The organism is Actinorectispora metalli (genome assembly GCF_056323685.1).
Genome location: NZ_JBREYE010000001.1, coordinates 2071974 through 2094913 on the forward strand (window position 1 = coordinate 2071974; position 22940 = coordinate 2094913).

The window sequence follows — 22940 nt, forward strand, 5'->3', positions numbered from 1 at the left end:
TAGTCGTGCACACGGAGATCACAAGGCTCGTTGTGACGAATTTCCAGGCCAGACAAACGTCGCGTTAAGAAACTCGTCACTTGACAGCAAGTGTCATGTAGTGACAGTTTGACGCCCGGATCGCACACACCGCTGACGGAGGCTTCCGATGTCGAACACGGCGAACATCGCCGAATCCCTTGCCGAACCCGCACCGCCGAAGGCCATGAGCAGCAGGCCCTGGATGGCACTGATCGCCGTCGCCCTCGGCGCGATGGTGGTCAGCCTGGACATGACGATCGTCTCGGTGGCGAACCCGGCGATCGCCGCCGACCTGCACGCGGACCTCGCAGGCCTGCAGTGGGTGACCAACGGCTACCTGCTCGGCCTCGCGGTCACCCTGATCCCCGCGGGCAAGCTGGCCGACATCTTCGGCCGCAAGAAGGTGTTCCTGATCGGCGTCGGAGGCTTCGCCGTCGCCTCCGTGCTGATCGCGTTGTCCGACAGCCTCGCCGCCGTCATCTTCTGGCGCATCGTGCAGGGCATCGCGGGCGCGCTGCTGCAACCCGCGGGCCTGGCGGTGCTGCGCAACGCCTTCCCCGCCGCCCAGCTCAACCGGGCGATCGGAATCTGGGCCGCCACGGCGGGTCTCGCCATCGCGGGCGGTCCGATCGTGGGCGGCCTGCTCGTCGAGCACGTCAACTGGGAGTCGATCTTCTACATCAACGGCCCGATCAGCCTGCTGGCCGTGGTCATCGGGCTCTGGGCGATCAGCGAATCCCGTGACGAAGAGGCCCGCACCCAGGCCTTCGACTGGCTCGGCACGGTGCTGCTGACGGTCGGACTGTTCGCGTTGATCTACGGTTTGATCGAGGCGGAGAAGCACGGCTTCGTCGCCGCGCTGCCGCTGGGGTCCATCGTGATCGCCGCCGTCACGCTGACCGCGTTCGTGTGGTGGGAGCAGCGCGTCCGGTACCCGCTGCTGCCGCTGCGGCTGTTCCGTTCCGTCTCGCTGTCAGCGGCCACCGTGGTGCTGGTGCTGGGTTTCCTCGCCATCTGGGGCACCGTCTTCTTCGTCGCGCTCTACCTGCAGCAGCTACGTGGGATGAGCCCCGTCGACGCCGGACTGCGCATCCTGCCGATGACCGCGATGTTCATGGTGGCCTCGCCCATCGGCAGCTCCCTCACCGCGCGTTTCGGACCTCGGGTGCCACTCGGCCTCGGCATGGTGTTCACCGCCGTCGCCCTGTTCGGGCTGGCCGCGATCGACGTCGACTCGTCCTACCTGGCAATCTGGCCCTGGTTCGTGCTCATCGGCACGGCGTTCGCCTTCCTGCTCACCGCCGCCACCGACGCGATCATCGGGCACGCGCCCGAGCAGCTCGCAGGTGTCGCGGGCGGGTTGCAGCAGACCGCGGTCGAGCTGGGCGGCGTGTTCGGCACCGCGGTGCTCGGCGCGATCGTCTCCGCCACCGTCGGCCGCGTCCTGACCGGCCACTACACGGCGGCAGGCATCGGCGAGCAGCAGGCGGAACAGCTGAGCCACGCCCGCCACGATGTCGCCCAAGGCCTCGCCCCGGTACCCGCAGGCGCCTCCGAAACGCTCGCGGAGGCGGCGCGGTCGGCGGGCAGGCTCGCGTTCATGGACGGCTTCTCCACCGCGATGGCCGTCGGCGGCGTGATCGCCGTGGTGGCGGCGTTCGCCTCGCTACTGGTCCGCCGGGCCCCCGCCCCGGTGGAAGCCGTGTCCGCGCATTGACCCCGCCCCGTGGGTGGCAGCCTGTGACATCGGCTGCCACCATCGAGACCGGGGTGGCCATCGGACCCGGCGACGTGATCCTGCCGAAGACCCCGTCCTCGTTCGACGTGTCAGTGTGGGAGCTGTTCTCGTGGGCGATCGAGGGCGCCTCGGTGGCGCTGCTGCCCGCAGGCGCGAGCCCCGCGAGATCGATGGCCGTGTTCATGCTGGTATTCGCCATGTCACAACGTCAGCAATCGTGTTGTCACCAAGCGGTGTGCTTGCTCACGACGATCAACCAGCACCTAGGCCTACCAGCCGTTTTGGCTGGTCAACCACCCATCCGGTACCCTCCTCGGCGGAGGATTCGCATAGTGGCCTAGTGCGCACGATTGGAAATCGTGTTGGGTGTTAAAGCCCTCGCGGGTTCAAATCCCGCATCCTCCGCCACCAGCGGAAACGCCCGTCGCCCTTTGGCGGCGGGCGTTCTTGTCTCTCTAGGCTGGGGCAGGTGTCGAGCATCCAGGACCTGGCCGCGGCGCAGCGCGCCTTCATCGAAGCGCGCGACTGGCAGCGCTTCCACACCCCACGCAACCTCGCGATGGCCCTGGCCGGGGAGACGGGCGAGTTGGTCACCGAGCTTCAGTGGTTCACCGACGAGCAGGTGCAGAGCGAACTCGCCGACGGCAATCTGCGTGAGCGGCTGGCCGACGAGTGCGCCGATGTGCTGCTCTACCTGATCCGGCTGGCCGAGGTGTGCGGGATCGACCTGCACGAGGCCGCCACCGCCAAGATCGCCCGCAACGAGACCCGCTTTCCCGTCGACAAGGCCAGCGACCTGACGACCTGGTACACCGACCGCTGATGGAGCCCGTTATGCCCGTTCTCGACCTCAACAGCGACCTCGGCGAGGGCTTCGGCATCTGGACGCTCGGCGACGACGAGGCGCTGCTGGACATCGTGACCAGCGCGAACGTCGCCTGTGGTTTCCACGGCGGCGACCCCACCATCCTGCGCCGGGTGTGCGCGCAGGCCGCCGAGCGCGGGGTGGTGGTCGGCGCCCAGGTCGGCTACCGCGACCTCGCGGGTTTCGGCCGCCGCGCCATCGACGTGCCACCCGCCGACTTGACCAACGACGTGCTGTACCAGATCGGCGCCCTCGAGGCCTTCTGCCGCGTGGCGGGCATCCGCGTCAGCTACGTCAAACCCCATGGCGCGCTGTACAACCGCTGCGTCCGCGACGCCGTCCAAGCCGCCGCTGTGGTCGACGCAGTGAAGCGCTACGACCCCGCGCTGCCGCTGCTCGGCCTCCCCGGCTCCCAACTCCTCGCCCTCGCCGAACAGGAAGGCCTCACCACCGTCCCCGAGGCCTTCGCCGACCGCGCCTACACCCCCACCGGCGAGTTGGTCTCCCGTTCGCTGGAGGGCGCGGTTATCCACGACGTGGACGCGGTGACCCGTCGTTCGGTCACCATGGCCACCCAACAGCAGGTCACCGCCATTGACGGCGGCACCGTCCCGGTCCCGGCCCGATCCCTCTGCGTCCATGGCGACACTCCGGGCGCGGTCGCCATGGCCCGCTCGATCCGCGTCGCCCTCTTGGACGCCGGGGTGGACATCACGCCGTTCGTCTGATCAGCAGCCGATTTGCCTGCACAGCTTGTCTTCGACCTGGTCGATGGGGTCGATGCCGCTGCGGGGGCGGAAGCGGATGATCTGGGGGTCGTGGTCGCTGGCCTGGTCGTGGAATTCGGCGTTGGTGTGGACGATGTCGTAGTCGTGGCGGGTCAGGTTGGGGCTGAGCAGGATGTGATCCAGGGCCTGGGAGTTGCCTTCGAAGACGTAGCTGTACTGCTCGCCGGGGGGTAAGTCCGCCATGGGGGACTTCAGGAGGTTGTCGCCCAGCAGGGTGCGGATGGCGGGTGAGAACAGGTAGTCGTTGAGGTCGCCGACCACGAGCGTGGTGGCTTTGGGGTCTACCTCGCGGAGCTTGAGCAGGAAGGCCCTGAGCACGTCGGCCTGGCGTTGGCGCTGGATTTCCGAGACGCGGTTGGGGGGCTGGAAGCGGCCGTGCAGGGCCTGGTCGCCGCCCTTGGAGGTCCAGTGGTTGGCGATTACGAAGACGGTGCGGCCGTGGAAGCGGAACTCGCCGATCAGGGGTTTGCGGCTGGAGTCCCAGGCGGGGTCGGCGGGGGCTACTCGGCCGGGGGACACCGTGAGGGCGGCGCGGCCGCGGTCGCGGACGACGTCCACCGGGGTGGTCGCGGTGCCGCCTGGGCGGTCTACAAAGGACACGAGCTTGGGGTTGAAGAGGAAGGCCACTCGGATGTTGCCGCCGGGTTGGCCGCCGTCCTTGTTGTTCTCGGGGTCGATCTGACGCCACTCGTAGGCGGGGCCGCCCGCGGCGGTGATGGCGTCGGTGAAGCGGCGCAGGGTTTGGTCGGCGGCGACCGTGCCGTCGTTGGTGGGGCCGGTGTTGTCCTGGATCTCCTCCAGCGCAACCACATCGGGGCTTGCCAGGCCGCGGACCACGCCTTCGGCCAGGCGGTCGAGCTTGGCCTGGGTGTCCTTGGCGGAGAGGTTCTCCACGTTGTAGGTGGCCACCGCTAGTTGCATGGGGTGTGGCGGCTTTGTGGTCTCGCGGGCCAGGCCGTTGTCGATGTGCTCGCCTAGGGTGCTTGCCTGGAGGGAGTAGCCGCCGAAGCGGACGTAGTCCAGGGGGCCCGCGGTGATGCCGCGGAGGCGGTCGCCGACGTTGGCCTTGGGGAAGGGGCGCTGGGCGAACGGGATGAGGGATTCGACCTTCAGCCTGCCGGTGTTGGGCTGGTCGTAGCTCAGGTAGGCGGTGCCGCCGCGCGGGGTGGGGTTCTGCTCGGGCTTGGAGGTCACCCACAGGGCGTTGAAGTCGTCCGTCGGGCCGACCACGCGGGCGTCGCGGATCTCCAGCAGCATGTGCTCGCGGGACTCGTAGTAGTCCAACGCGTACTCGCTCGGGCGGAGGGACAGCGGTTCGATGTTGCCGCCCTTGGCGTCCGGGGCGTGCGACGCGGGCACGGTGTCGGGCTTCAACAGTTCGGGGGCGGGCACCGGGTTGCCCGCGGACAGCACCGTCCACTGGGCGCCGGTCAGCTCGGTGATCGACTGTGTCGGCGTGGACTGGGCGTTCTCGCCGCTGCCCAGCGAGTAGTACTCGGCGACCTTGCCGGACACCGTGATCGCGTCACCGGGCTTGACCGTGAGCGTGGTCTTGGGGGTGTAGACGAACAGGCCTTCGCTGGTCGCCGGGTCGCCGTCGGGCTGAGGGTCCTGGAACCAGAAGCCCGGCGATGAGCCGAAGGGGCGGACCGCGGTCACCACGCCGGGCACCGCCGTCACGGCCTTGCCCAGCAGCGGGGACACCCTGGTGGTGCCCTGGATGTCGTGAATCCGCACCGGTTCCTCGGCGCTCGCGGGCACCACGGCCGAGCCGAGCACCACCACCGCGGCCAGCATGGATCTTGAGATCGTCACGTCGGTCCTTCCCCAGAGACACAAGCCGACGCGATCGTCGCGCAGATCGATGAACGGGGAAAGAACCACATGTCTCAATGCGAAACGCCGATCACCGTGGTCGGTGATCGGCGTTTCGGAAATGCTGGCGGTAGCGGTGGGATTTGAACCCACGGAGGGCGTGAACCCTCACGCGCTTTCGAGGCGCGCTCCTTCGGCCGCTCGGACACGCTACCGCCGGTCAGCTTAGCCGACGGTCACGCTCCTATTTCGCCAGGGCTCAGCGGTTGCCCTTGAGGCGGTCCTTCGCGTCGTTGACCACGCCCGCGGCCTTGTCCTTGGCGTCCTCGTAACCGGACTTCACGCCGCCGACAGCCTGGTCCTTGTTGCCGGAAGCCTCGAGTCGCTCGTTGTCGGTGGACTTGCCGAGAGCTTCCTTCACCTTGCCGATGGCTTCCTGCGCCTCAGCCTTCGCCTTGTCGAAAACGCTCACGGTTGGTTCCTTCCGTCCTGCGGTTCCGGTCGGAATACCGGCCGCTCTCGAACCTCGGATGCCCCACCCGGTTGAATCGTTATGCCGAGTGTGACTCAGTTCACTCGTTCGGCCGATGGGCGGCGAAAAAGGCGTCCAGAAGGGCCACGGACTCCTGCTCCAAGACGCCGCCAATGACCTCGGGGCGGTGGTTGAGTCTGCGGTCGCGGACCACGTCCCACAGCGAGCCGACGGCGCCGGTCTTGGGTTCCCACGCGCCGAAGACCAGGCGCGATATTCGCGCCAGGACCAGGGCTCCCGCGCACATCGTGCAGGGTTCGAGGGTCACGGCGAGGGTGCAGCCCGCCAGCCTCCAGCCGTCGCCGAAGGCCTTGGCCGCGGCGCGGAGGGCGAGGACCTCGGCATGGGCGGTGGGATCGGCCGCCGCCTCGCGGGCGTTGTGGGCGGTGGCCAGGACCCGGCCGTCCGGGGCGAGCACCACGGCTCCGATCGGGACGTCGCCGGATCGCCCGGCCTCGCCTGCCGCGTCCAGTGCGGCGCGCATGGCGGCCAGGTCGGCCGGGCTGGGTTTCACGTCAGGAGTTTCTCCAGCTCCGGCCGGAGCACGTCGGCGAACCCACAGCGCTGGGCGATCATCTCCAACTGCTCGTCCGGGAACAGGTCGATCTCGTCGATGATGACCTGCAACTCATCCGGGGGAAGGCCGAGGTCGGCGAGGATCGCGAGGTCACCCGCAGGCCAGACCTCCGCGTCGTCCTCATCCGGCGGCTCAACGCGCAGCAGGTCGAGCACATCGGCCGCCACGTCGTAGTCCAGCGCCGCCGCCGAATCCGACAGCAGCAGATCCACCCCGCCGGGGATCGGTCTGATCAACACGAAGAACTCGTCGTCGACGGCCAACATCGCGAACAGGGCGCCGACGCTACGGACGCGTCGCAACGCCGTGATGGCCGAATCCAGCGTCTGCAGCGCGTCACCATCGAGGGGGACGCACTTCCAACGTCCCTCTTCACGGGTCACCGCCACAGCGAGGCCACGTACCTGCTGCTGCACCGCCATGGGGTAACGGTATGCCCGCGCGCCGAAAGACGAAAGTTTCACCGGAAAGGCGCGCCGTCTGGATGCCAGGATCACCATTATGAGTAACGCCACAGCCACCCCGGGTCTGCCTGAACTCGTCAACGCCGCGCACGCGCTGCAACCACGCACCGTCGCGTTGCGCCGCGCACTGCACCGGCACCCCGAACAGGGGCTGCGGCTGCCGGTCACCCAGGCCGCATTGCTGCACACGCTGCGCGACCTACCGCTGCGCATCACCACCGGCGAGAGCCTGAGCTCGGTGACGGCGGTGTTGGAAGGCGGCCTGCCGGGGCCGACGATCCTGCTGCGGGGCGATATGGACGCGCTGCCGCTGCTGGAGGAGACCGGGCTGGGTTTCGCCTCCGAGGTGCCGGGCACCATGCACGCCTGCGGCCACGATATGCACACCGCGATGCTCGCCTCGGCCGCCCGCCTGCTCTGTGACCTGCGCGAACGGCTGGCGGGGCGGGTGGTGTTCATGTTCCAGCCCGGTGAGGAGGGCTATCACGGCGCGAAGCTGATGCTGGACGAAGGACTGCTGGAGGCGGCGGGCGCACCCGTGGACCGGGCGCTGGCGCTGCACGTGACCTCGCTGCTGCGGTCCGGGCTGCTGCAGAGCCGTCCCGGGCCGATGATGGCCGCCCAGGACGTGCTGCGGGTCGTCGTGCACGGGCGCGGCGGGCACGCCGCGGCTCCGCACAACGCTGTCGACCCGGTACCCGCGGCCGCCGCCATGATCGGCGCGCTGCAGACCATGGTGACCCGCAGGACCAGCGTCTTCGACCCGACGGTGGTCACCATCGGCCAGCTGGTGGCGGGCACCACCTCCAACATCATCCCGGAGACCGCATCCCTCAACGGCACCATCCGCACGCTGTCCGAGCAGACCAGGGCGACGGTGCACGAAGAGATCCGGCGGGTCTGCGAGCACACCGCGCTCGCAGGAGGTTGCACCGCGGCGGTGCGGATCGAGAAGGGTTACCCGGTGCTGGTCAACGACGCCGAGGTCGGGCCCGCGGTGGTGGAACTGGCCCGCAGGACGCTGGGGCCGAACAACGCGGAGCCGATGCCGGACCCGCTGATGGGGGCGGAGGACTTCGCCTACGTGGCGGCCAGGGTGCCCGCGGCGATGGCCTTCCTCGGGGCCTGCCCGCCTAACTCGAGCCCGGAAACGGCGCCCGCCAATCACTCCAACCGGGTGCTTTTCGACGAATCGGCGATGACCAACGGGGTGGCGGTCTACGCGGCATTCGCGCTGACGGGCGGGCGATGACTCGACGAAGGTTGCCCGACCTGACAACAAGATTCAGGGCGGGTTTCGGCTGCCGGCCGGGCCGGAATGAACGATGATGTTTCCCGTGTCTGGAGTCTGTGTCGTCGGCCTGGGTCTTATCGGTGGTTCTGTGCTGCGTGCCGCATCGGCCGCGGGCTATCAAGTCTGGGGAGCGGCCCAGTCCACCGCGGATGGTGCCGCGGCGGTCGCCGACGGCTTCACGGTCAAACCCAGCGTGGAGGACGCGGTGGGCCGGGCCGCCGACGAGGACGCCATCATCGTGATGGCCGTGCCGCTGCCCTCGGTGCCCAGCGTGCTGCACCTGGTCAACGAACTCGCGCCGGAGTGCAAGCTGACCGACGTGGTGAGCGTGAAGGCCCCGGTCGCCGACATGGTGCACCGCTACGCACCCCGCACCCGCTACGTCGGCGGTCACCCGATGGCGGGGACCGAGGGCTCCGGCTGGCGGGCGGGCTCCGTTGAGCTGTTCCGCAAGGCGCCCTGGGTGCTCACCGTGGACAAGGACACCGACATCGAGGTGTGGGCGGGCCTGGCCAAACTCGTCATCGACTGCGGCGCGTACGTGGTGCCCACCTCGGCCACCGAGCACGACCTCGCGGTGGCCCGCATCTCGCACCTGCCGCACATCCTCGCCGCGATCCTGGCCTCGGTGGGTGCCGAGGGCGGCGCGCTGGCTTTGGCGCTGGCCGCGGGCTCGTTCACCGACGGCACCCGCGTCGCGGCCAGTGCTCCCGAACTGGTTCGGGCGATGTGCGAGGGCAACCGCGACTCGCTGCTGGAGGCCTTGGACGACGCGCTGGGCAGGCTGGGCGCCGCCCGCGGCTCGCTGGCCTCCACGGGCGGTCTGCGGGCCACCATCGACGCAGGCCACTGGGCCCGCCGCGAGCTGGAGCAGCTGCGCACCGCACTGACCGAGACCTACCCCATCGACCTGCGGGCCGAGGACGCGCTGGATTCGCTGCGGGAGCTTGGTCAGCTGGGCGGAAGGATCACGGAGATCACAGATATGACGGCAACCGCCAGTTCTTATTAACTTCTGTAACACAGTTTGCGGCGCAGGCCGCGTTGATGAGACACGATGGGCATATGTCCCGTGCGCTGATCCTGGATGCCGCCCGCACGCCGTTCGGCCGCTACCGCGGCGGCCTGTCCGGTGTCCGCGTCGACGACCTCGCCACGCTGCCGGTGACCGAGTTGCTGCGCAGGCACGGCCCGGACGGCACCGGCGCGCTGGACCCGGGAAGCATCGAGGACGTCATCTACGGCAACACCAACGGCGCCGGTGAGGAGAACCGCAACATCGGCCGGATGGTGGCGCTGCTGGCGGGCCTGCCGCCCACCGTGCCCGGTGTCGCGGTAAACCGGCTGTGCGCCTCCGGTGGCGAGAGCATCGTGCAGGCCGCCCGTGCCATCCGTTCGGGTGATGCGGGGCTGCTTGTCGCGGGCGGCGTGGAAGGGATGAGCCGGGCGCCGTTCGTCATGCCGCGGCCCGACCGGGCCATGCCGGACCGGATGGAGGTGGCCTCGACCGCGCTGGGCTGGCGGCTGGTCAACCCCAGGATGCGACCGGAGTGGACGGTGCCGCTCGGGCTCGCCGCCGAGCAGGTGGCGATCGGGCTGGGCATCGGCAGGGAGCAGATGGACCAGTACGCGCTGCGTTCACACCGCAGGGCATCGGCCGCGTGGGACGCGGGCGTGCACAACGGCTTCGCCTTCCCGGTGGCCATCGCCGATGGGAACACCGTGCGCCGGGACGAATCAGTGCGGCCGGACACCAGCATGGGCAAGCTGGCCGCTCTGGCCTCGGCTTTCTCGGCGAACGGCCCGGTAACGGCAGGCAACTCCTCGCCGCTCAACGACGGGGCGGCGGCGCTGCTCGTCGGCGACGAGGCGGCGGCCGCGGCGCTGGGCATCGAGCCGCTGGCGGAGGTGCTGGGCAGCGCGGTGGCCGCCGACGAGCCGCAGCGCTTCACCCTCGCTCCGGTGCCCGCGATCCGCAGGCTGCTCAAGCGACTGGGCGCCACCGCGGAGGACGTCGACCTGTGGGAGATCAACGAGGCTTTCGCCGCGATGGTGCTGTCGGTGTTGAACCAGTTGCCCGAGATCGACCCGGAGCGGGTCAACGTGCACGGCGGCGCGATCGCCTACGGGCATCCGCTGGGCGCCTCGATGCCGCGGGTGGTCGTGGACCTGTGCCGCCACCTCCGAGCCCGCGGCGGCGGCCTCGGGATCGCGGCCGCCTGCGTCGGCGTCGGCCAGGGCATGGCCATCGCCGTACGCGTCTAGGGCGGGCGGCCTGGATATCCAGACCTGGACTTAGTGTTCTAAGTCCGTTTAATGACGCTGTTCCGACCTGACTTAGGACGCTAAGTCCGCTGGGGTCTAGATCCGGCGGGCGATACCCGGGTAGTCCACGACGACGCCGTCGGTGTCGAAGCGGATGTCGGCGCTGAACTCGCCGGAGGTGAAGTTCACCACCGCGCCATCGGCGTCGACGGACACCGTGCGGTAGGTCTGGCGGACCAGTTCCGTGCGCAGGGTTGGCAATTCGACGTAGACCACGGGCAGCTCGTACTCGCCGGGCTCGCGGTGCAGGTTCAGCCGCCGCACCGGCGGCGTGTTGAACAACACGGCGTTGTAGACGTCGACATCCACCGCGCCGTCGAACTCCGCGCGGTGCGCGCCTTGGCCGTGGTCGGCGAACCAGAAGCCGTCGTCGGAGCGCTGGAGGGATAGCTGGCGGTCCTCGCTCGCGGTGGTGGTGCTGATGAGCAGCCTGCTCACCGCGCCCGCCTCGGTCACGAGCAGTTCGAAACCGACGTTGTACGCCTCGGTCTCGCCATCGGCCGCGGCCGCGAGGCGGCCCTTGGCGCGTAGGCGCTCATCGACCAGCAGCCGCACCGATTCCAGGCTCGCGGGCCGCTCCCCGTGCCAGGTCAGCAGGCGTCGCAGCGAGCCTGCGGTGCGGACCTGACCGCTGTTGCTGTCCGAAATGTTCATCTCCACCCGGCAAATTGACGGCAGCGCCGATGACGCAGCGTACCCGAGGACCGAACGGTGCTTCCATTCGTCACTCGGCTTCAACTCTTCTGCAACGAAGCGTGACCGAACGGGTGTAAAGCGAAACCGGGGCCGCCCCCACGGGAGGCGGCCCCGGCTGTTGCTCAGGTACTGCTTTCAGGTGCTATCAGGCGCTGTGGCGACGACGGCGCACCAGGAACAGGGTGGCGGCACCGCCACCGAGCAGCAGCACGCCAAGGCCGATCGCACCGGCAACCTCGGCACCGGTGTTCGGCAGCTCGCCGCCCGGCTTGTTCGGGGCGGTGGTGCTGGGCACCGGGGTGGTGGTCTCCGGACTGGTGGTCGGGACGACGCCCTTCTTCCAGGAGGCCTTCGCGATCGCCTTGCTCAGCACCTCCTTGGGGCTGGCGACGATCATCGACTGGGTGCGGTCCTTCTTGCCGACGAACAGGCGGCCCGCCTGCACGACCGACTTGCCCTTGGCGACGATCTCGGCGGTGCCCGCCTCGGCGCCCTCGGGGACCAGCACGAACAGCTCATCGCCGTTCTTGGCCTTGCTCACCGCGTCCTTGGCCTTGTTCACCAGCTTGACGCCCTTGGGGGCGTCGGCGAGCGCGACCTCGACGGCGTCCCTGGCGGAGGTCGACACGGTGAAGGGGCCGACCAGCTCGCCCGGCTTGCCTGCCTTGGTCTCCGGGAGGATGTCCAGGGCGGGCTTGGGCTGCGGCAGGTCCTTGGCGTTCTTCACGAGGTAGTCGTAGAGCGCCTTGACGGCCGGGGTGTTGTCGGCCAGGTCGACGTCGTTGCTGAAGTGCCAGATCGCGGCCTGGGTAGCGGCCAGGGCCTGGTCCTTGCCGATGACCGGCAGGCCGACCTTTCCGGCCAGCGCCTCGAGGCCCGCGTTGGGGTAGCCGTTGGCCAGCACCCACAGGACCTTGCCCGGGTCGCTGAACTTGCCACCGGGGTACTTCGACCACTCGACCTCGGTGTACTCGGCCTTGGGGTCGACGGCGGTCGGCAGCTCGACGCAGAAGGTCTTGAGGTCCTCGCCATTGCTGGTGCGAAGACCGAAGAGGTAGGTCTCCGCCTGGGTGCCCACGTTCGGCACCGCCTTTGTGAACTTGACGTTCTCACCACGCTCGTTGGTGCCCGTCAACTTCGCGGTGGTGTCCGCGGCGGCAGGCATTGCGCTGAACACCAGCGTTGCCGCAGCGGCGAACAGCACCGCACCGGTGCGCAACCGGGATGCCATAGTTCTCCTTCCCTGCCCAAGGCAGCAGCCCCTGTCGGGGCGAAATCCAACGGATCGTGCTGGCCCGTCACAGGCAGGAGTGCAACCGTGCACACGGTCGTCACCCGAACGGCGTATAACCTGATGTACTTGATCCACTCTGCCAGTGAATGCGCGAACCATACTGTGCCCGCTTTTCCATCCAAAACCGGGGGTCCATTTTCCGATTGCGGAAACCGGCGCCCTCACGAGCTAGATCATCTATGCCCCGGTTCTCCGCGGTAAACGACGGGACGGACCAATGGTTTCGACCCACATCTTCGATACGGCGCCGATACGGACCGATTCGGACGATCCCCTCGCGCCAGCCCTGACCAGCTACTTTCCGCAACCGAGCAGGCTGGGGACAAGCGCGTAGAGTGATCAACAGAGGGAGCCCGGCGGACGGGATGAACGAACCTGTGGTCTGATTCGGTATTAGAAACAAAGGGCCGAGAGCCACATCGGGAAATACCGATTTCTCAGGCCAGGAGAACTACATCGCTCCAGCGGAAGCCGGCGTTACATCTCCGGCCGTAAATACTTTCCACTGTGACTCGCTCGGCCTGTCGGCCCTCTCCGCGCAAGCACAAACAGGTGAATGGTGCGGCTAGTTGGGCGACCGGTCGTACCGACCGCCGCCGATGCCGAACCGGCCGCTGGTCGGCAGCCCGGAGCCGGGCTTGACCAGCCCCGTCTGATAGGCCGCCACCACGCATTGCGCCCGGTCCCGCAGCCCCAGCTTCATCAGGATCCGGCCGAAGTGCGTCTTGACCGTGGCCTCGCCGACAATCAGCTGGTCGGCGATCTCGGCATTGGACATACCGTGTGCGACCAGCACCATGACCTCCCGCTCCCGCGCGGTGAGCTGGGAAAGCTCGTTGGGCGTCGGCACGCAGCGCTCGGGGCGGGAGGCGAACTCGTCAAGCAGCCGTCTGGCCACCGAGGGGTCGAGCCAGGCCTCGCCCGCCGCGGTGACCCGCACCGCGGAGACCAGTTCGTCGGGGGCGGCGTCCTTGAGCAGGAAGCCCGAGGCGCCCGCCCGCAGTGCCGCGTACACGGTCTCGTCGGCGTTGTAGGTGGTCAGGATCAACACCTTGATCGGGGTGTCCGCCTGGTTGAACGAGTCGGCGGTCAGCAGCCTGGTCGCCTCCACGCCGTCCCGGCCGGGCATGCGGATGTCCATCAGCACGACGTCGGGCCGGAGTCCGCGGGCCAGGTCGACGGCCTGAATGCCGTCGTCGGCCTCGCCGACCACCTCGATCTCGGATTCCGCCGCGAGCAGCATGGCGATGCCCGCCCGCACCAGTGGCTGGTCGTCAGCCAACAGCACCCGGATCGTCATGCGAAACCTCCCGCGTTGGCAACAACACGTTAGGTTCTCGGATCGACACCGTCGCTGTCACGCGGAATCCGCCATCCGATGTCGGACCGGATTGCAATTTTCCGCCGACCACGGACATCCGCTCCCGGAGCCCCAGCAGTCCGTGTCCGGCGGACAGCAGTGATTCCTCGCGCCGCCCCTCCCCGTCGTTGGTGATCTCCACGGTCAGCGTGTCGACAGACCACTGGAAGGTCACCGTCGCCCTGGTCCCGGGCCCCGCGTGCTTGGAGGCGTTGTTGAGCGCCTCCTGGATGACCCGGTAGACGGCCAATTCGACGCTCGGGTCGAGTTGGCCAGGGGAGCCCTCGTGTTTCATGGTCACCGAGAGCCCGGTGCGCCGCACGCAGGTGAGCAGTTCCTCGAGGTCGGCGAAGCCCGGCTGCGGCCCGAGTTCGCCGTCGTCGGACTCGTTGGTCCGCAGCAGGCAAAGCAACCTGCGGAGTTCACCCATGGCCTGCTTGCCGGTGCCCTCGATGGTGGCCATCGCAGTGGAGGCGCGTGCCGGGTCCTTCTCCAGCACGCGTTGCGCACCCGCGGCCTGCAGCACCATCACCGTCACCGAATGGGACACGATGTCGTGCAGTTCCCTGGCGATCCTGGTCCGCTCGTCGGCCACCGCCTCCCTGGCCGCCACCTCCCGGCGCTCCTCCAGATCCACGATCTTGTTGCGGCTGCGGCTGATCCACTGGCCGACCAGCCAGACGAACAGGAAAACGACGAGGTAGTTGACCGGCGTGACGTAGAGGACCGCCTCCTTCATCCCCTCGGAGGCGTCCCTCGACTCGTTCACGCCCGCGGCCACCGCCGTGACGGTGGTGGCGGCCAGCGCCAACGCCGCCACTCGCGGACGGCACAGCGACGCCACCGTGAACAGGGCGAGCGCCAGCCCCACCGCCCCGCGGTAGCCGAGGTACGAGATGAAGTGGCCGAGCATCACATGCACCCAGACCAGGGCGAACACCAGGATCGGGGCCTGCCGCCGGAAGACCAGTGGCGCCGCGCCGAGCACGCCGTATCCGACGATCGCCCACTGCGGCATGGTCTCCCGGGGCATATAGCCCAGTGCCCCGGAGAGAATCAGCAGATCGAGCCCGCAGGCCAACACCGCCAACGCGATGCTCAACGCAGGCACCCAAAGCCCTGCCCGTGCTCGATTCATCACTGCTCTCCCCGGCCTTCAGTCACATTGATCGACAATGGTGCGCATCAGCACCAGGGCACCCAATCGCAGATGCCGCCGAGCGCCTGCTTCTTGTCCCTGAATACGCGTCTCTTGACTTCGATGCTGCTCTCGGCCGCTATTTCGGCGGCGAGATAGGCATCACCTGTAGCGGACCCGTTGTGTTGCGGTGCCGTCCAGCTTTCCTGGCGTCCCTGGTCGAGAAGATGGTCCAGCAACTGCTTTGTCGCGGGCGGACCGATGTCCACAAAGGACACCACACCGGTGCTCAGCTTCACGACACAGCCCACCGGCTCGGAACTTTCCAGGCACACCAGCTCGATGGAAAGCGGCGCGATGCGCTCGGCCGTGTCGGCGACGACGGCATCGAACTCGCCCCATGCCGTGGGGTGCAGGGCTTCCTGCGGACTCACCCAGACGGTGTCGGGGGCGAGCAGCAGGCCTGCCGCGAGGCGCTCCTCGCCCCCACGTCGAAAGATTCCCACATCGCGATCTGGAACAGCGGTCATCGTTACCCCCCTCGGGAGATGAATTGCCTGCCGGAAGTCGCAGGCCGCACGGCCGTGATGTCGAAAGCAAGTCCCCCCGGACCCTCGACGCCGCGGCCCCAATGGAAGCAAGCCGCGGCCTGCTTGTCCTCACTTTGACGTGGGATGCCGCAGGTACACCGCGAGTAGTACGCCATTCGGCTCAGCGAAGGCGAAATGGACGCCTTCGGGGCTTGGTGACCTGGATATTTCGGTCCGCTGCCATCGGAAAGACTGTCATCCACCCCCGAAGTCGTAGTTTCGGAATCCACTCCCAAGTGGATGACGGGACAACAACGCCCACAGCATGATCTGTCCACAGCGGTTTCCGCTGGGGTCCGGCGGCGAATCGGCGAGAGCAGGGGGTAGCCGGTTACGCCGCCGTGACGGGGGCAGGGACGCAAGGGGCACCTCGAACTTCGCCCGTCGAGGTAGCTCTTTTGCGGGGGGAAACTCGGCGAGGCGGGGGAGCAACGCCGAGGGGCCGGGCAGGCGGAGGTGTTGGGAGGCCCTCCGTCTGCCTTCTCGCATGCCCCACCACGGCGAAGGCCCCGTGCCGGATGCGCGGGGCCCTCGCATCAGCCTCGCACACCCGTTCGATTCATCCACAGTGTTATCCCCAGGTGTGGATGAATCGAACACCTGATCGACACGGACGCAGCGGCTCGCTACCTACCCGGTGCTCAGTACCTGGCCAGCAGCTGCTCCTTCTTGGCGTTGAACTCGTCCGGGGTCAGCACTCCGCTGTCCCGCAGATCCGCCAACTTACGCAGCTGATCGGCGAGATCCACGGCGCCCGCACCTCCACCGGTCGACCCCGCCTGGTCCGGCCGGGGTTGTGCGAGTCGATGACGCAGGACATCGGCGATCCGCTTGCCCCCGGCCTTGTCCAGCTGGCCGATCTCGGCCTTGTTGCCGGAGGCGAAGATCGTCAACGTGCCGAACATGAACGATGACGACCACTGCACTGAGGAGATCTTGTCGAGTGGAAAGTCCTCGAGCGTCTGCGTGAGTATCGCGTCGTGCACAAAGAACAGCCTGCGGTCGGTGAGCACCACCAGGCCTTGACCCCTGCCGTACTGGCCGGCGCACATCAGCTGGACCTGCTCGCCCTCCCAGAGATGGTGCACCAACCTCTTGATCTCTCGGTTGGCGCCAAGCCTGGTGTTCATCTGGTCCCGCGCGGCCTGGATGTCGGCCCGCAATGTCTCGCCCATGTCGCTTACTTCCTTACTGGTTTCGTACCAGCCTTCAAGCGTCATGGGGCTTTGTGTCAATACAGGGCTACGTCGTGTCACGGGCCGAACCCGATCCCGACAACAACACGGCTCGGTCACTCAGTTGTCACTCGGCAACGTGAGAAGCCCCGTACCGGGATGGGTACGGAGCCTCTGACCTGCGCGCTCGGCAGGACTCGAACCTGCAACTCTTGATCCGTAGTCAAGCGATACGCAGCACGCTAAAAATTGCGTCGTGCGCGAACCTGCGCAACCACGCGCTGAGCGGCTTGGTAAGCGTCCTCGTGCTCCCAAACGACCACCAGTTCCCAACCTGCATCCGCAAGACGCCTCTCCGTGTCCGCGTCTCTAGACGTGTTCTTTTCGATCTTCGACGCCCAGTAGGACGCGTTCGTAGCAGGTGGTTTGTAGTGCTCAGGGCAGCCATGCCAGAAGCAACCACGTATTTCTACAGCGACCTTGGCCGGCCTGAACACGATGTCGACGGTGCGCCGCAGGTCCGCCAGCGGCCGTGTGCAAACCCTGTAGCGCAGTCCAGCAGCATGAAGTACGCGACGCAAAGCCATCTCAGGGCCTGTATCGCGACTGCGGTTGGATTGCATGGATCGCCGAACGGCGATAGACGAAGCCCACGACTCATCCTCCACAACGCAACAGTACCGCTTTCATTTAAGTCCCGAACTCCGGCTCTCCTTCTCCCCGCTGCTGATCGTGGACCTCGCCCAACTGAGGCCGGTGACTTCCATCGCGGTCTCGACGATGCGCCAGAGGGGGCTGTCAGTCCGCACGTAGTACACACGGGCGGAGTCGTCTGGACGCTCTACGTCCAGCATGCCTAACTCGACCAGACGCTCGAGCTCTTGACGGATGTTGCTTGCGCTCGTCTTGCCAAAGCGAGGAGGCTCGGACTGAAAGAATCTGCCCTTCTCGTGCTCCGCTATCCACGCAGCAACCGCCAGCCGGCATCCCCTGCCGAAGAGCCGGTCACTTACGCGTGTCGCGTCCACCACACCAGTATGAGGCAACTAGAATCTGGTAACCAGAAACTAGGTACAGCAGCTCGGCTGACTGTCAGCCCTACACGCTAGCCTGCAGGCTGACACGGCACTTGATCGAGAGAGGCGGCAACCCATGGGGGCACGACGCGAGCAGGCGAATATGCGCCAGCCCCGCGGGCGGTTGCTCTGCTCCGACGACCGGCACGCCGCCCTCTGGCGCAAGGATGCGGGGCGAACTACGTGACAACCTCTGAACTGACTGCAAGCGGCCAGGTACTGCCACGCAGTCGCCAATTGCAGCCTGACCGGCACGATCAAACTGCAAAGATCCGTGTCGCGAGCTTCTTTGCCGGTATCGGCGGATTCGACCTTGGCTTCGAACGTGCGGGCATGGAAACCGTCTGGCAATGCGAAAAAAAGGCATTCTGCCTAGATATCCTCGAAAAACACTGGCCGCTTGTGCCACGAAGCCAAGACATACAGGAGGTTAGGCCCGATGACATCCCGAGCGCGGAGGTCTGGGCGGGGGGCTTCCCCTGCCAGGATGTCAGTCTTGCCCGGATGGGACCTCGCAGTGGGCTCCGAGGCAAGCAATCCGGCCTCTTCTACGACTTTGCAGAACTCATTGGAGAGCGTCGCCCCCCGCTTATCATCCTCGAAAACGTTGCAGCACTTCTCTCTTCCCACAATGGACGGGATTTCGCAATCATCCTACGGACGTTGGCCGAGCTCGGGTATGGCGTCGCTTGGCGAGTGCTTGACAGTCGACACTTCGGCATCCCCCAAAGCAGAAGTCGAGTCTTCATTGTCGGATCTCTTGGAGGACCAGCCAGTGCCGGAAAGGTACTTTTTGAGCCCGAATGCGGCGACCGGGATTCTGAGAAGAGCCGACCGAATGGGACGAAACTTGTTTCCCCCTTTGCGGTCAGCGTTGGAAATCCTAAGCAAGGGTACGTGAAGAAACTCGCTCACTGCCTATACGCTGAGTCGGCTCGACACACAGGGACCGATTGGTCGCGAAACTACGTCTCTTACCCTGACGGGCGAGTGCGACGGCTCACTCCACTCGAAACGGAACGACTTCAAGGTTTCCCCGACGATTGGACTATGCCCACTACCGTAATAGATAACGTCAACACGCTCGATTCTGCCCGGTACCATGCCTGCGGAAACGCCGTATCTGTGCCTGTAGCCGAGTGGCTTGGGCAGCGTATAGTGAGCGAGCTTGGTTCGTCACTTCTGGATACACGTCTTCAGACGAAGGGTACAGCCAGATCTGCATGAAGGCGATTCAGATACTTCTCGCTAGGTCTCATCGTCGGGTCACTGGGTAGCCATGACTCCGGTAGGACAAAGCGGTCTTGGCCCAAGCGTTCCATCGAACCAGCGTCAAGGCGCTCGGACAGCTTAGTGAAACGCAACACGTAGAGGCCATCCTCGAACACAGGAAGTAGGATGGCAGCATCAAAAGCCCAATGGTGATTCTTACATAAAGCGATACCGTTATCAGGAACATCCAGATCGTGCCTGCTCCAGGCAAGTATATGCGCGGCGTCTATGCCGGAAATAATTCCTTCCGAGCCACCAAACATAGCCCCGCAGAAAGCACATCGATTTCTATAGGCGTCTCGCACTGCCATTGAAAACATTCGAGCCTTTGGTCCACGCATACGGGCGAGCCTATACTGGTGAGCAGATCTGACGCTGATCTCAGGTTCGTCGCTGCCCAAGCGGTCCGGTGGCGGCAAGGTGGGGTCCGAAGAGCTGGGTATTGATAGCATCTCCTCCAATGCGGGCAAAGGGTCGTTCTGGGCAGAGTATGACGCAATAGTCGATTCGAGGGTCTTCGATACCCGAGCGACGATTGCCGTCAATTCATTGTCGACAGGGTTGCCACTTGCCATGAAATCTCTGTGTTCTTCCACTGCCGCCCGAACGGCAGGTGGCAGCGCTTCTACCCTCTGATACACCTCTACGACGCGTCGCCATCGCGTTTCGACACCGATTGATTCAGTCTGCTTAAGGTTTTCAAGATCTACAAACGTGGGGTCGATCGTGACTAGGTCGACCGTCGAGGCGAACTCAGTTTCAGGACCAAAACCTACTCGCGACAAGACATAACTTTTTGCTACCGCAACCGGCAGAGCATCGTTTGTCCCGCCATAGTCCCGACGCGGGTCAGGCAGCAACAGCATCGAGGCAATCATTCTGCCGATTTGAAAAGGAGCCTTACGCACAGAACGAAGGCGGGGCTTCCCGCTGGTGGCCGGTTCCAGCTCCAACCCCGTTTTTCGAACGATGCCGTCAGGCCAACGCAGATCAAAGGTCCATCCCTCAAGACTGATTGCCGTGTACGCAGAGTGGCTGCCCACAACTTCATACTCACCGCGCCCGCCCGAGCGCTGGAAAGCGATATGCATCGATGACGCCCGTCCTTCTCGACCAGATTCACTGACAACGAGAGTATCGGTTCGTCTCCCCATCGGGGCGTCGCCGCGCGAACCCATGCCGAAAACCTCACGATCTGTCAACCAAAGGCCACTTTCAGACAGCGGCAACTAGGAGGAAGCGTCATCGTGATCGAGTTCACTGTCACCAGGTCGGCCCTGACAAGGTCGTCGGCTAGCTCACGCAAATCATCGGACGATCGCCCGAGGCCGGGCTCCCTGCTCGACCGCCACGTGACCCCCACTGTGATCGATCGGGCGTTAGCCGAAATAGAGACACAGATCACATGGGATGGCGGGAGCTCCTCTTGCAGCATTGGCTTGCCTCGCAACAGAATGTCGCCGAAATTCGCTCACAACAGCGTAGAGGCAACCAGAGCGCGGACCCTGCGGATGTGCACCAGAACCAAGCAGCGCGCCACTTCCACCCAAGCGTAGAACGACAGCCGACGGCGACCCGAACCAACCGGACGAGGAAGGAACCGTAGTCCGCCGCTGGCGGACTACGGTTCCACTCTGCGCGCTCGGCAGGACTCGAACCTGCAACCTCTTGATCCGTAGTCAAGTGCTCTATCCATTGAGCTACGAGCGCATGTTCTGTTGTGGTCTTCTCTGGGGTGCAGAGCAGACTGCGGAGGCTCCGGGATTTGAACCCGGGAGGGGGTTGAAGCCCCCAACCGCATTAGCAGTGCGGCGCCATAGACCAGACTAGGCGAAGCCTCCCGGGGCCTGCCGTTTCTCCGGTGGCCACCGAGCGGAAAGAGTACACAGGTCGGTAACCCGCAAGCAAAGCGGGGGGTCTCGCCTGGGAAGTGTGCTGGTCAGAGATCAGGTGGTTCGTCGGCGGGGGTTGGTTGGCCGGGGGCGTTGCCGTCGTCGGCGCGTTCGAAATCGCCGCCTACCTCGGAGCCGATCTCGCGGTCTTCGCCGGCGGACGTGCCTTGGCGTTCGAAGTCGTTTTGGCCTGCCGTGTCGGAGCCTCCGTAGTCGGCGCCGGGGCGGGGCTGTTCGCTGGATGTCATGGGTCGACCATCGCCCCGCGGGTGACTGCAGGCAACTCGGGTCAGCGGCGCAGGAGGCGGAGTAGGGCCGGTGGGCGACCGCCGAAACCCTCCGCTTCCAGGCCTGCCAGGGCGATTCTGGGGAGGTCACCGACGGCGGGGAAGACCAGGTAGCGGGGCACCCACTCCGGGCGGAACTTGGCGTTGAAGCGGTACAGGCTTTCGATCTGCCACCAGCGGGAGCCCCAGCGGAGCAGTTTGGCCCAGCCGCGGGCGATGGGGCCCGCGCCGATGCGCTCGCCGCGTTCCAGGGCGGCGCGGAACACCGCGAAGTTCAGCGATACCCGGCGGACGCCCAAGGTGGAGCAGGAACTCAGCAGCTCGGCGATCATGAGCTCGTTGAGGCCGTTGTCGGACACGCTGGAATCGCGGCGCATCAGGTCGAGGGACAGGCCGTCGGTGCCCCAGGACACGAACTGCAGCACGCCGTGGACCTCGTTCTCGCGTTCGGCGGTGACGATCACCGCGTCGGCGTCGGCTGGGTCGCCGAAGCGGGACAGGGCCATGGAGAAGCCTCGTTCGGTTTCGCTGTCGCGCCAGCGGTCGGCCAGTTCCACCAGGCGGCCGCGTTCGTCGTCGGGCAACTCGCCGGTGCGGCGGACCCTGACCTCGTACCCTGCCCGCTTCACGCGGGCCACAGCTTGGCGGACGCCGCGCATGGGGCGGCCTTCGAGGGTGAACGCCGTGGTGTCCACCACCGCCTCATCGCCGATCTCCAGGGCGTCCAGGCCGTGGCGGGTCCAGACGGTGGCGCCGCGCTCGGAGCAGCCCAGCACGGCGGGCACCCAGGCGTGGGTGCGGCATTCCTCCAGGAACGCCTCGATCGCGCCGGGCCAGGCCTCCACGTCGCCCAGCGGGTCGCCGGAGGCCAGCGCCGTGCCTGCCAGTACTCGGTAGCTGACGGCAGCTTTTCCGGTGGGCGAGAACACCACCGACTTGTCGCTGCGGAGCGCGAAGTAGCCGAGGGAGTCGCGTTGGCCGTGGGAGTCGAGCAGATCGCGGATGCGGCGCTCGTCCTCGGCGGTGAGGCGGGGTTTGGGCTCGGCGGAGCGCAGCAGGAAGTACCCACCGACGAGGACCGCTCCCACGCCGAAGGCGATTCCCACCAGTGAGGTGAGGTCGTCCAGCCACGCGACGCGGAACCGGACAGGGCCGGTGATGCCGATGAGGGACGCGGCGGCGTGTTCCAGGCGCTCGAACCACTCGTAGTCCTCGGCGAGGCGGCGGCCGTTCACGCTCAGCAGCACGAAGTTGACCAGCACGCCCGCCACCGCCAGCTGGACGAACAACGCGATGCCGGGCCACTTGCCCGCCACCGGGTCGGGCAGCGCGGAGAAGTGCTTTCTGGTCAGCACCAGCACGACGCACAGCAGCAGGGCGACGCCCCCTGCCACCGGGCCCTGGCCGTGGATCACGTGCAGTACCGCGAGCAGGGCGGCGACGCCGAGGGTGATCTGCCAGGCGCGGCGTTTGCGGCGTCGGATGCCGGAACCGAGCAGGATCAGGCCGACGCCCGCGGTGAGCGCGAAGACGGCGGCCGTCAGGGTGGCTTCGCGGGGTAGGTCGAGCCATTGGGCGAGCGGGCCGCGCCAGTGCCTGCGGGCGGCGGGGAACACCACCGACAGCACCGTGGCAAGGCCGACCAAGCGGGTGAACCAGGCCATGAGTGGCACGGTGGTGGCGCCGCTGAGTCGCCATTTCCGTGCGCTGGTCCGACCGGAGACACCGCTGGCCGTCATTG

At 66.6% G+C, this 22940-nt stretch carries 22 protein-coding genes and 5 tRNA genes; 8 read left to right on the forward strand and 19 right to left on the reverse strand.

The window, feature by feature from the left end; all coding sequences use genetic code 11:
- Window positions 1–148 precede the first annotated feature (148 nt).
- The 4 genes from ACU6XJ_RS09600 to ACU6XJ_RS09615 all read left to right on the forward strand — a co-directional run bounded on the left by ACU6XJ_RS09600 (window position 149) and on the right by ACU6XJ_RS09615 (window position 3352).
- Window positions 149–1738: an MFS transporter gene (locus ACU6XJ_RS09600; protein WP_476308730.1), complete on the forward strand. Its 1590-nt coding sequence runs from the start codon at window positions 149–151 to the stop codon at window positions 1736–1738.
- 339 nt (window positions 1739–2077) lie between these two features.
- Window positions 2078–2167: transfer RNA gene (locus tag ACU6XJ_RS09605), tRNA-Ser, on the forward strand.
- A gap of 61 nt (window positions 2168–2228) precedes the next feature.
- Window positions 2229–2582: a nucleotide pyrophosphohydrolase gene (locus ACU6XJ_RS09610; RefSeq protein WP_476308733.1), complete on the forward strand. Its 354-nt coding sequence runs from the start codon at window positions 2229–2231 to the stop codon at window positions 2580–2582.
- 11 nt (window positions 2583–2593) lie between these two features.
- Window positions 2594–3352 carry a LamB/YcsF family protein gene (locus tag ACU6XJ_RS09615; RefSeq protein WP_476308738.1) on the forward strand — a complete coding sequence of 253 codons (759 nt, stop codon included), beginning with the start codon at window positions 2594–2596 and terminating at the stop codon, window positions 3350–3352.
- Here the strand turns inward: ACU6XJ_RS09615 and ACU6XJ_RS09620 are convergent, their stop codons facing one another.
- The 5 genes from ACU6XJ_RS09620 to ACU6XJ_RS09640 all read right to left on the reverse strand — a co-directional run bounded on the left by ACU6XJ_RS09620 (window position 3353) and on the right by ACU6XJ_RS09640 (window position 6758).
- Complete coding sequence (locus ACU6XJ_RS09620) at window positions 3353–5209, reverse strand: endonuclease/exonuclease/phosphatase family protein (protein WP_476313890.1); 1857 nt, start codon at window positions 5207–5209, stop codon at window positions 3353–3355.
- Window positions 5210–5352: 143 nt separating this feature from the next.
- A tRNA-Ser gene (locus ACU6XJ_RS09625) sits at window positions 5353–5442 on the reverse strand.
- A 44-nt stretch (window positions 5443–5486) separates the two neighbouring features.
- Window positions 5487–5699 (reverse strand): CsbD family protein, encoded by a 213-nt coding sequence (locus tag ACU6XJ_RS09630; RefSeq protein ID WP_476308741.1) that lies wholly within the window; start codon window positions 5697–5699, stop codon window positions 5487–5489.
- 100 nt (window positions 5700–5799) lie between these two features.
- On the reverse strand, window positions 5800–6243 hold the full coding sequence (locus ACU6XJ_RS09635; protein WP_476313892.1) for a nucleoside deaminase: 444 nt from the start codon (window positions 6241–6243) through the stop codon (window positions 5800–5802).
- 26 nt (window positions 6244–6269) lie between these two features.
- Complete coding sequence (locus ACU6XJ_RS09640) at window positions 6270–6758, reverse strand: tRNA adenosine deaminase-associated protein (RefSeq protein WP_476308744.1); 489 nt, start codon at window positions 6756–6758, stop codon at window positions 6270–6272.
- A 79-nt stretch (window positions 6759–6837) separates the two neighbouring features.
- Here ACU6XJ_RS09640 and ACU6XJ_RS09645 point away from each other — a divergent pair, with 79 nt between their 5' ends.
- The 3 genes from ACU6XJ_RS09645 (at window position 6838) to ACU6XJ_RS09655 (ending at window position 10359) form a co-directional block, all read left to right on the forward strand.
- Complete coding sequence (locus ACU6XJ_RS09645; protein ID WP_476308747.1) at window positions 6838–8052, forward strand: M20 metallopeptidase family protein; 1215 nt, start codon at window positions 6838–6840, stop codon at window positions 8050–8052.
- Window positions 8053–8128: 76 nt separating this feature from the next.
- The gene (locus ACU6XJ_RS09650) at window positions 8129–9106 is read left to right on the forward strand and encodes a prephenate dehydrogenase (protein WP_476313894.1); all 978 of its coding nucleotides are present in this window, start codon (window positions 8129–8131) and stop codon (window positions 9104–9106) included.
- A gap of 53 nt (window positions 9107–9159) precedes the next feature.
- Entirely contained in the window at window positions 9160–10359 is a 1200-nt protein-coding gene (locus ACU6XJ_RS09655) for a thiolase family protein (protein WP_476308750.1), read from the forward strand.
- Between the two features lie 96 nt (window positions 10360–10455).
- On the opposite strand, the gene ACU6XJ_RS09660 is transcribed toward ACU6XJ_RS09655, so the two are convergent.
- From ACU6XJ_RS09660 to ACU6XJ_RS09700, 9 genes are all read right to left on the reverse strand, one after another.
- Window positions 10456–11073 carry a putative glycolipid-binding domain-containing protein gene (locus ACU6XJ_RS09660; RefSeq protein ID WP_476308752.1) on the reverse strand — a complete coding sequence of 206 codons (618 nt, stop codon included), beginning with the start codon at window positions 11071–11073 and terminating at the stop codon, window positions 10456–10458.
- A 187-nt stretch (window positions 11074–11260) separates the two neighbouring features.
- Complete coding sequence (locus ACU6XJ_RS09665) at window positions 11261–12346, reverse strand: thioester domain-containing protein (RefSeq protein WP_476308754.1); 1086 nt, start codon at window positions 12344–12346, stop codon at window positions 11261–11263.
- A 628-nt stretch (window positions 12347–12974) separates the two neighbouring features.
- On the reverse strand, window positions 12975–13709 hold the full coding sequence (locus ACU6XJ_RS09670) for a response regulator (RefSeq protein WP_476308757.1): 735 nt from the start codon (window positions 13707–13709) through the stop codon (window positions 12975–12977).
- Complete coding sequence (locus ACU6XJ_RS09675) at window positions 13684–14871, reverse strand: sensor histidine kinase (RefSeq protein WP_476308759.1); 1188 nt, start codon at window positions 14869–14871, stop codon at window positions 13684–13686. The genes ACU6XJ_RS09670 and ACU6XJ_RS09675 overlap by 26 nt, the downstream gene beginning before the upstream one ends.
- Before the next feature lie 83 nt (window positions 14872–14954).
- Window positions 14955–15437, reverse strand: a complete 483-nt coding sequence (locus tag ACU6XJ_RS09680) for a hypothetical protein (protein WP_476308762.1) — start codon at window positions 15435–15437, stop codon at window positions 14955–14957.
- Between the two features lie 701 nt (window positions 15438–16138).
- A complete protein-coding gene (locus ACU6XJ_RS09685; RefSeq protein ID WP_476308764.1) occupies window positions 16139–16672 on the reverse strand; it encodes an SHOCT domain-containing protein in 534 nt (177 codons plus the stop codon).
- A 182-nt stretch (window positions 16673–16854) separates the two neighbouring features.
- Window positions 16855–16934: transfer RNA gene (locus ACU6XJ_RS09690), tRNA-Arg, on the reverse strand.
- Window positions 16915–17295, reverse strand: a complete 381-nt coding sequence (locus tag ACU6XJ_RS09695; protein WP_476313896.1) for a very short patch repair endonuclease — start codon at window positions 17293–17295, stop codon at window positions 16915–16917. Before ACU6XJ_RS09695 ends, ACU6XJ_RS09690 begins: the two co-directional genes overlap by 20 nt.
- A gap of 63 nt (window positions 17296–17358) precedes the next feature.
- Window positions 17359–17700 carry a hypothetical protein gene (locus ACU6XJ_RS09700; RefSeq protein WP_476308766.1) on the reverse strand — a complete coding sequence of 114 codons (342 nt, stop codon included), beginning with the start codon at window positions 17698–17700 and terminating at the stop codon, window positions 17359–17361.
- Window positions 17701–17931: 231 nt separating this feature from the next.
- On the opposite strand from ACU6XJ_RS09700, the gene ACU6XJ_RS09705 reads away from it, so the two are divergent.
- Complete coding sequence (locus ACU6XJ_RS09705; RefSeq protein ID WP_476308769.1) at window positions 17932–18975, forward strand: DNA cytosine methyltransferase; 1044 nt, start codon at window positions 17932–17934, stop codon at window positions 18973–18975.
- On the opposite strand, the gene ACU6XJ_RS09710 is transcribed toward ACU6XJ_RS09705, so the two are convergent.
- The 5 genes from ACU6XJ_RS09710 to ACU6XJ_RS09730 form a co-directional block, all read right to left on the reverse strand.
- The gene (locus tag ACU6XJ_RS09710) at window positions 18945–20222 is read right to left on the reverse strand and encodes an HNH endonuclease (RefSeq protein ID WP_476308771.1); all 1278 of its coding nucleotides are present in this window, start codon (window positions 20220–20222) and stop codon (window positions 18945–18947) included. The genes ACU6XJ_RS09705 and ACU6XJ_RS09710 overlap by 31 nt on opposite strands.
- Window positions 20223–20657: 435 nt before the next feature.
- A tRNA-Arg gene (locus tag ACU6XJ_RS09715) sits at window positions 20658–20730 on the reverse strand.
- Between the two features lie 40 nt (window positions 20731–20770).
- Window positions 20771–20861: transfer RNA gene (locus ACU6XJ_RS09720), tRNA-Ser, on the reverse strand.
- A 98-nt stretch (window positions 20862–20959) separates the two neighbouring features.
- Window positions 20960–21160, reverse strand: coding sequence for a hypothetical protein (locus ACU6XJ_RS09725; RefSeq protein WP_476308773.1), 201 nt, complete (start codon window positions 21158–21160; stop codon window positions 20960–20962).
- A gap of 41 nt (window positions 21161–21201) precedes the next feature.
- On the reverse strand, window positions 21202–22863 hold the full coding sequence (locus tag ACU6XJ_RS09730) for a phosphatidylglycerol lysyltransferase domain-containing protein (protein ID WP_476308776.1): 1662 nt from the start codon (window positions 22861–22863) through the stop codon (window positions 21202–21204).
- Window positions 22864–22940 lie beyond the last annotated feature (77 nt).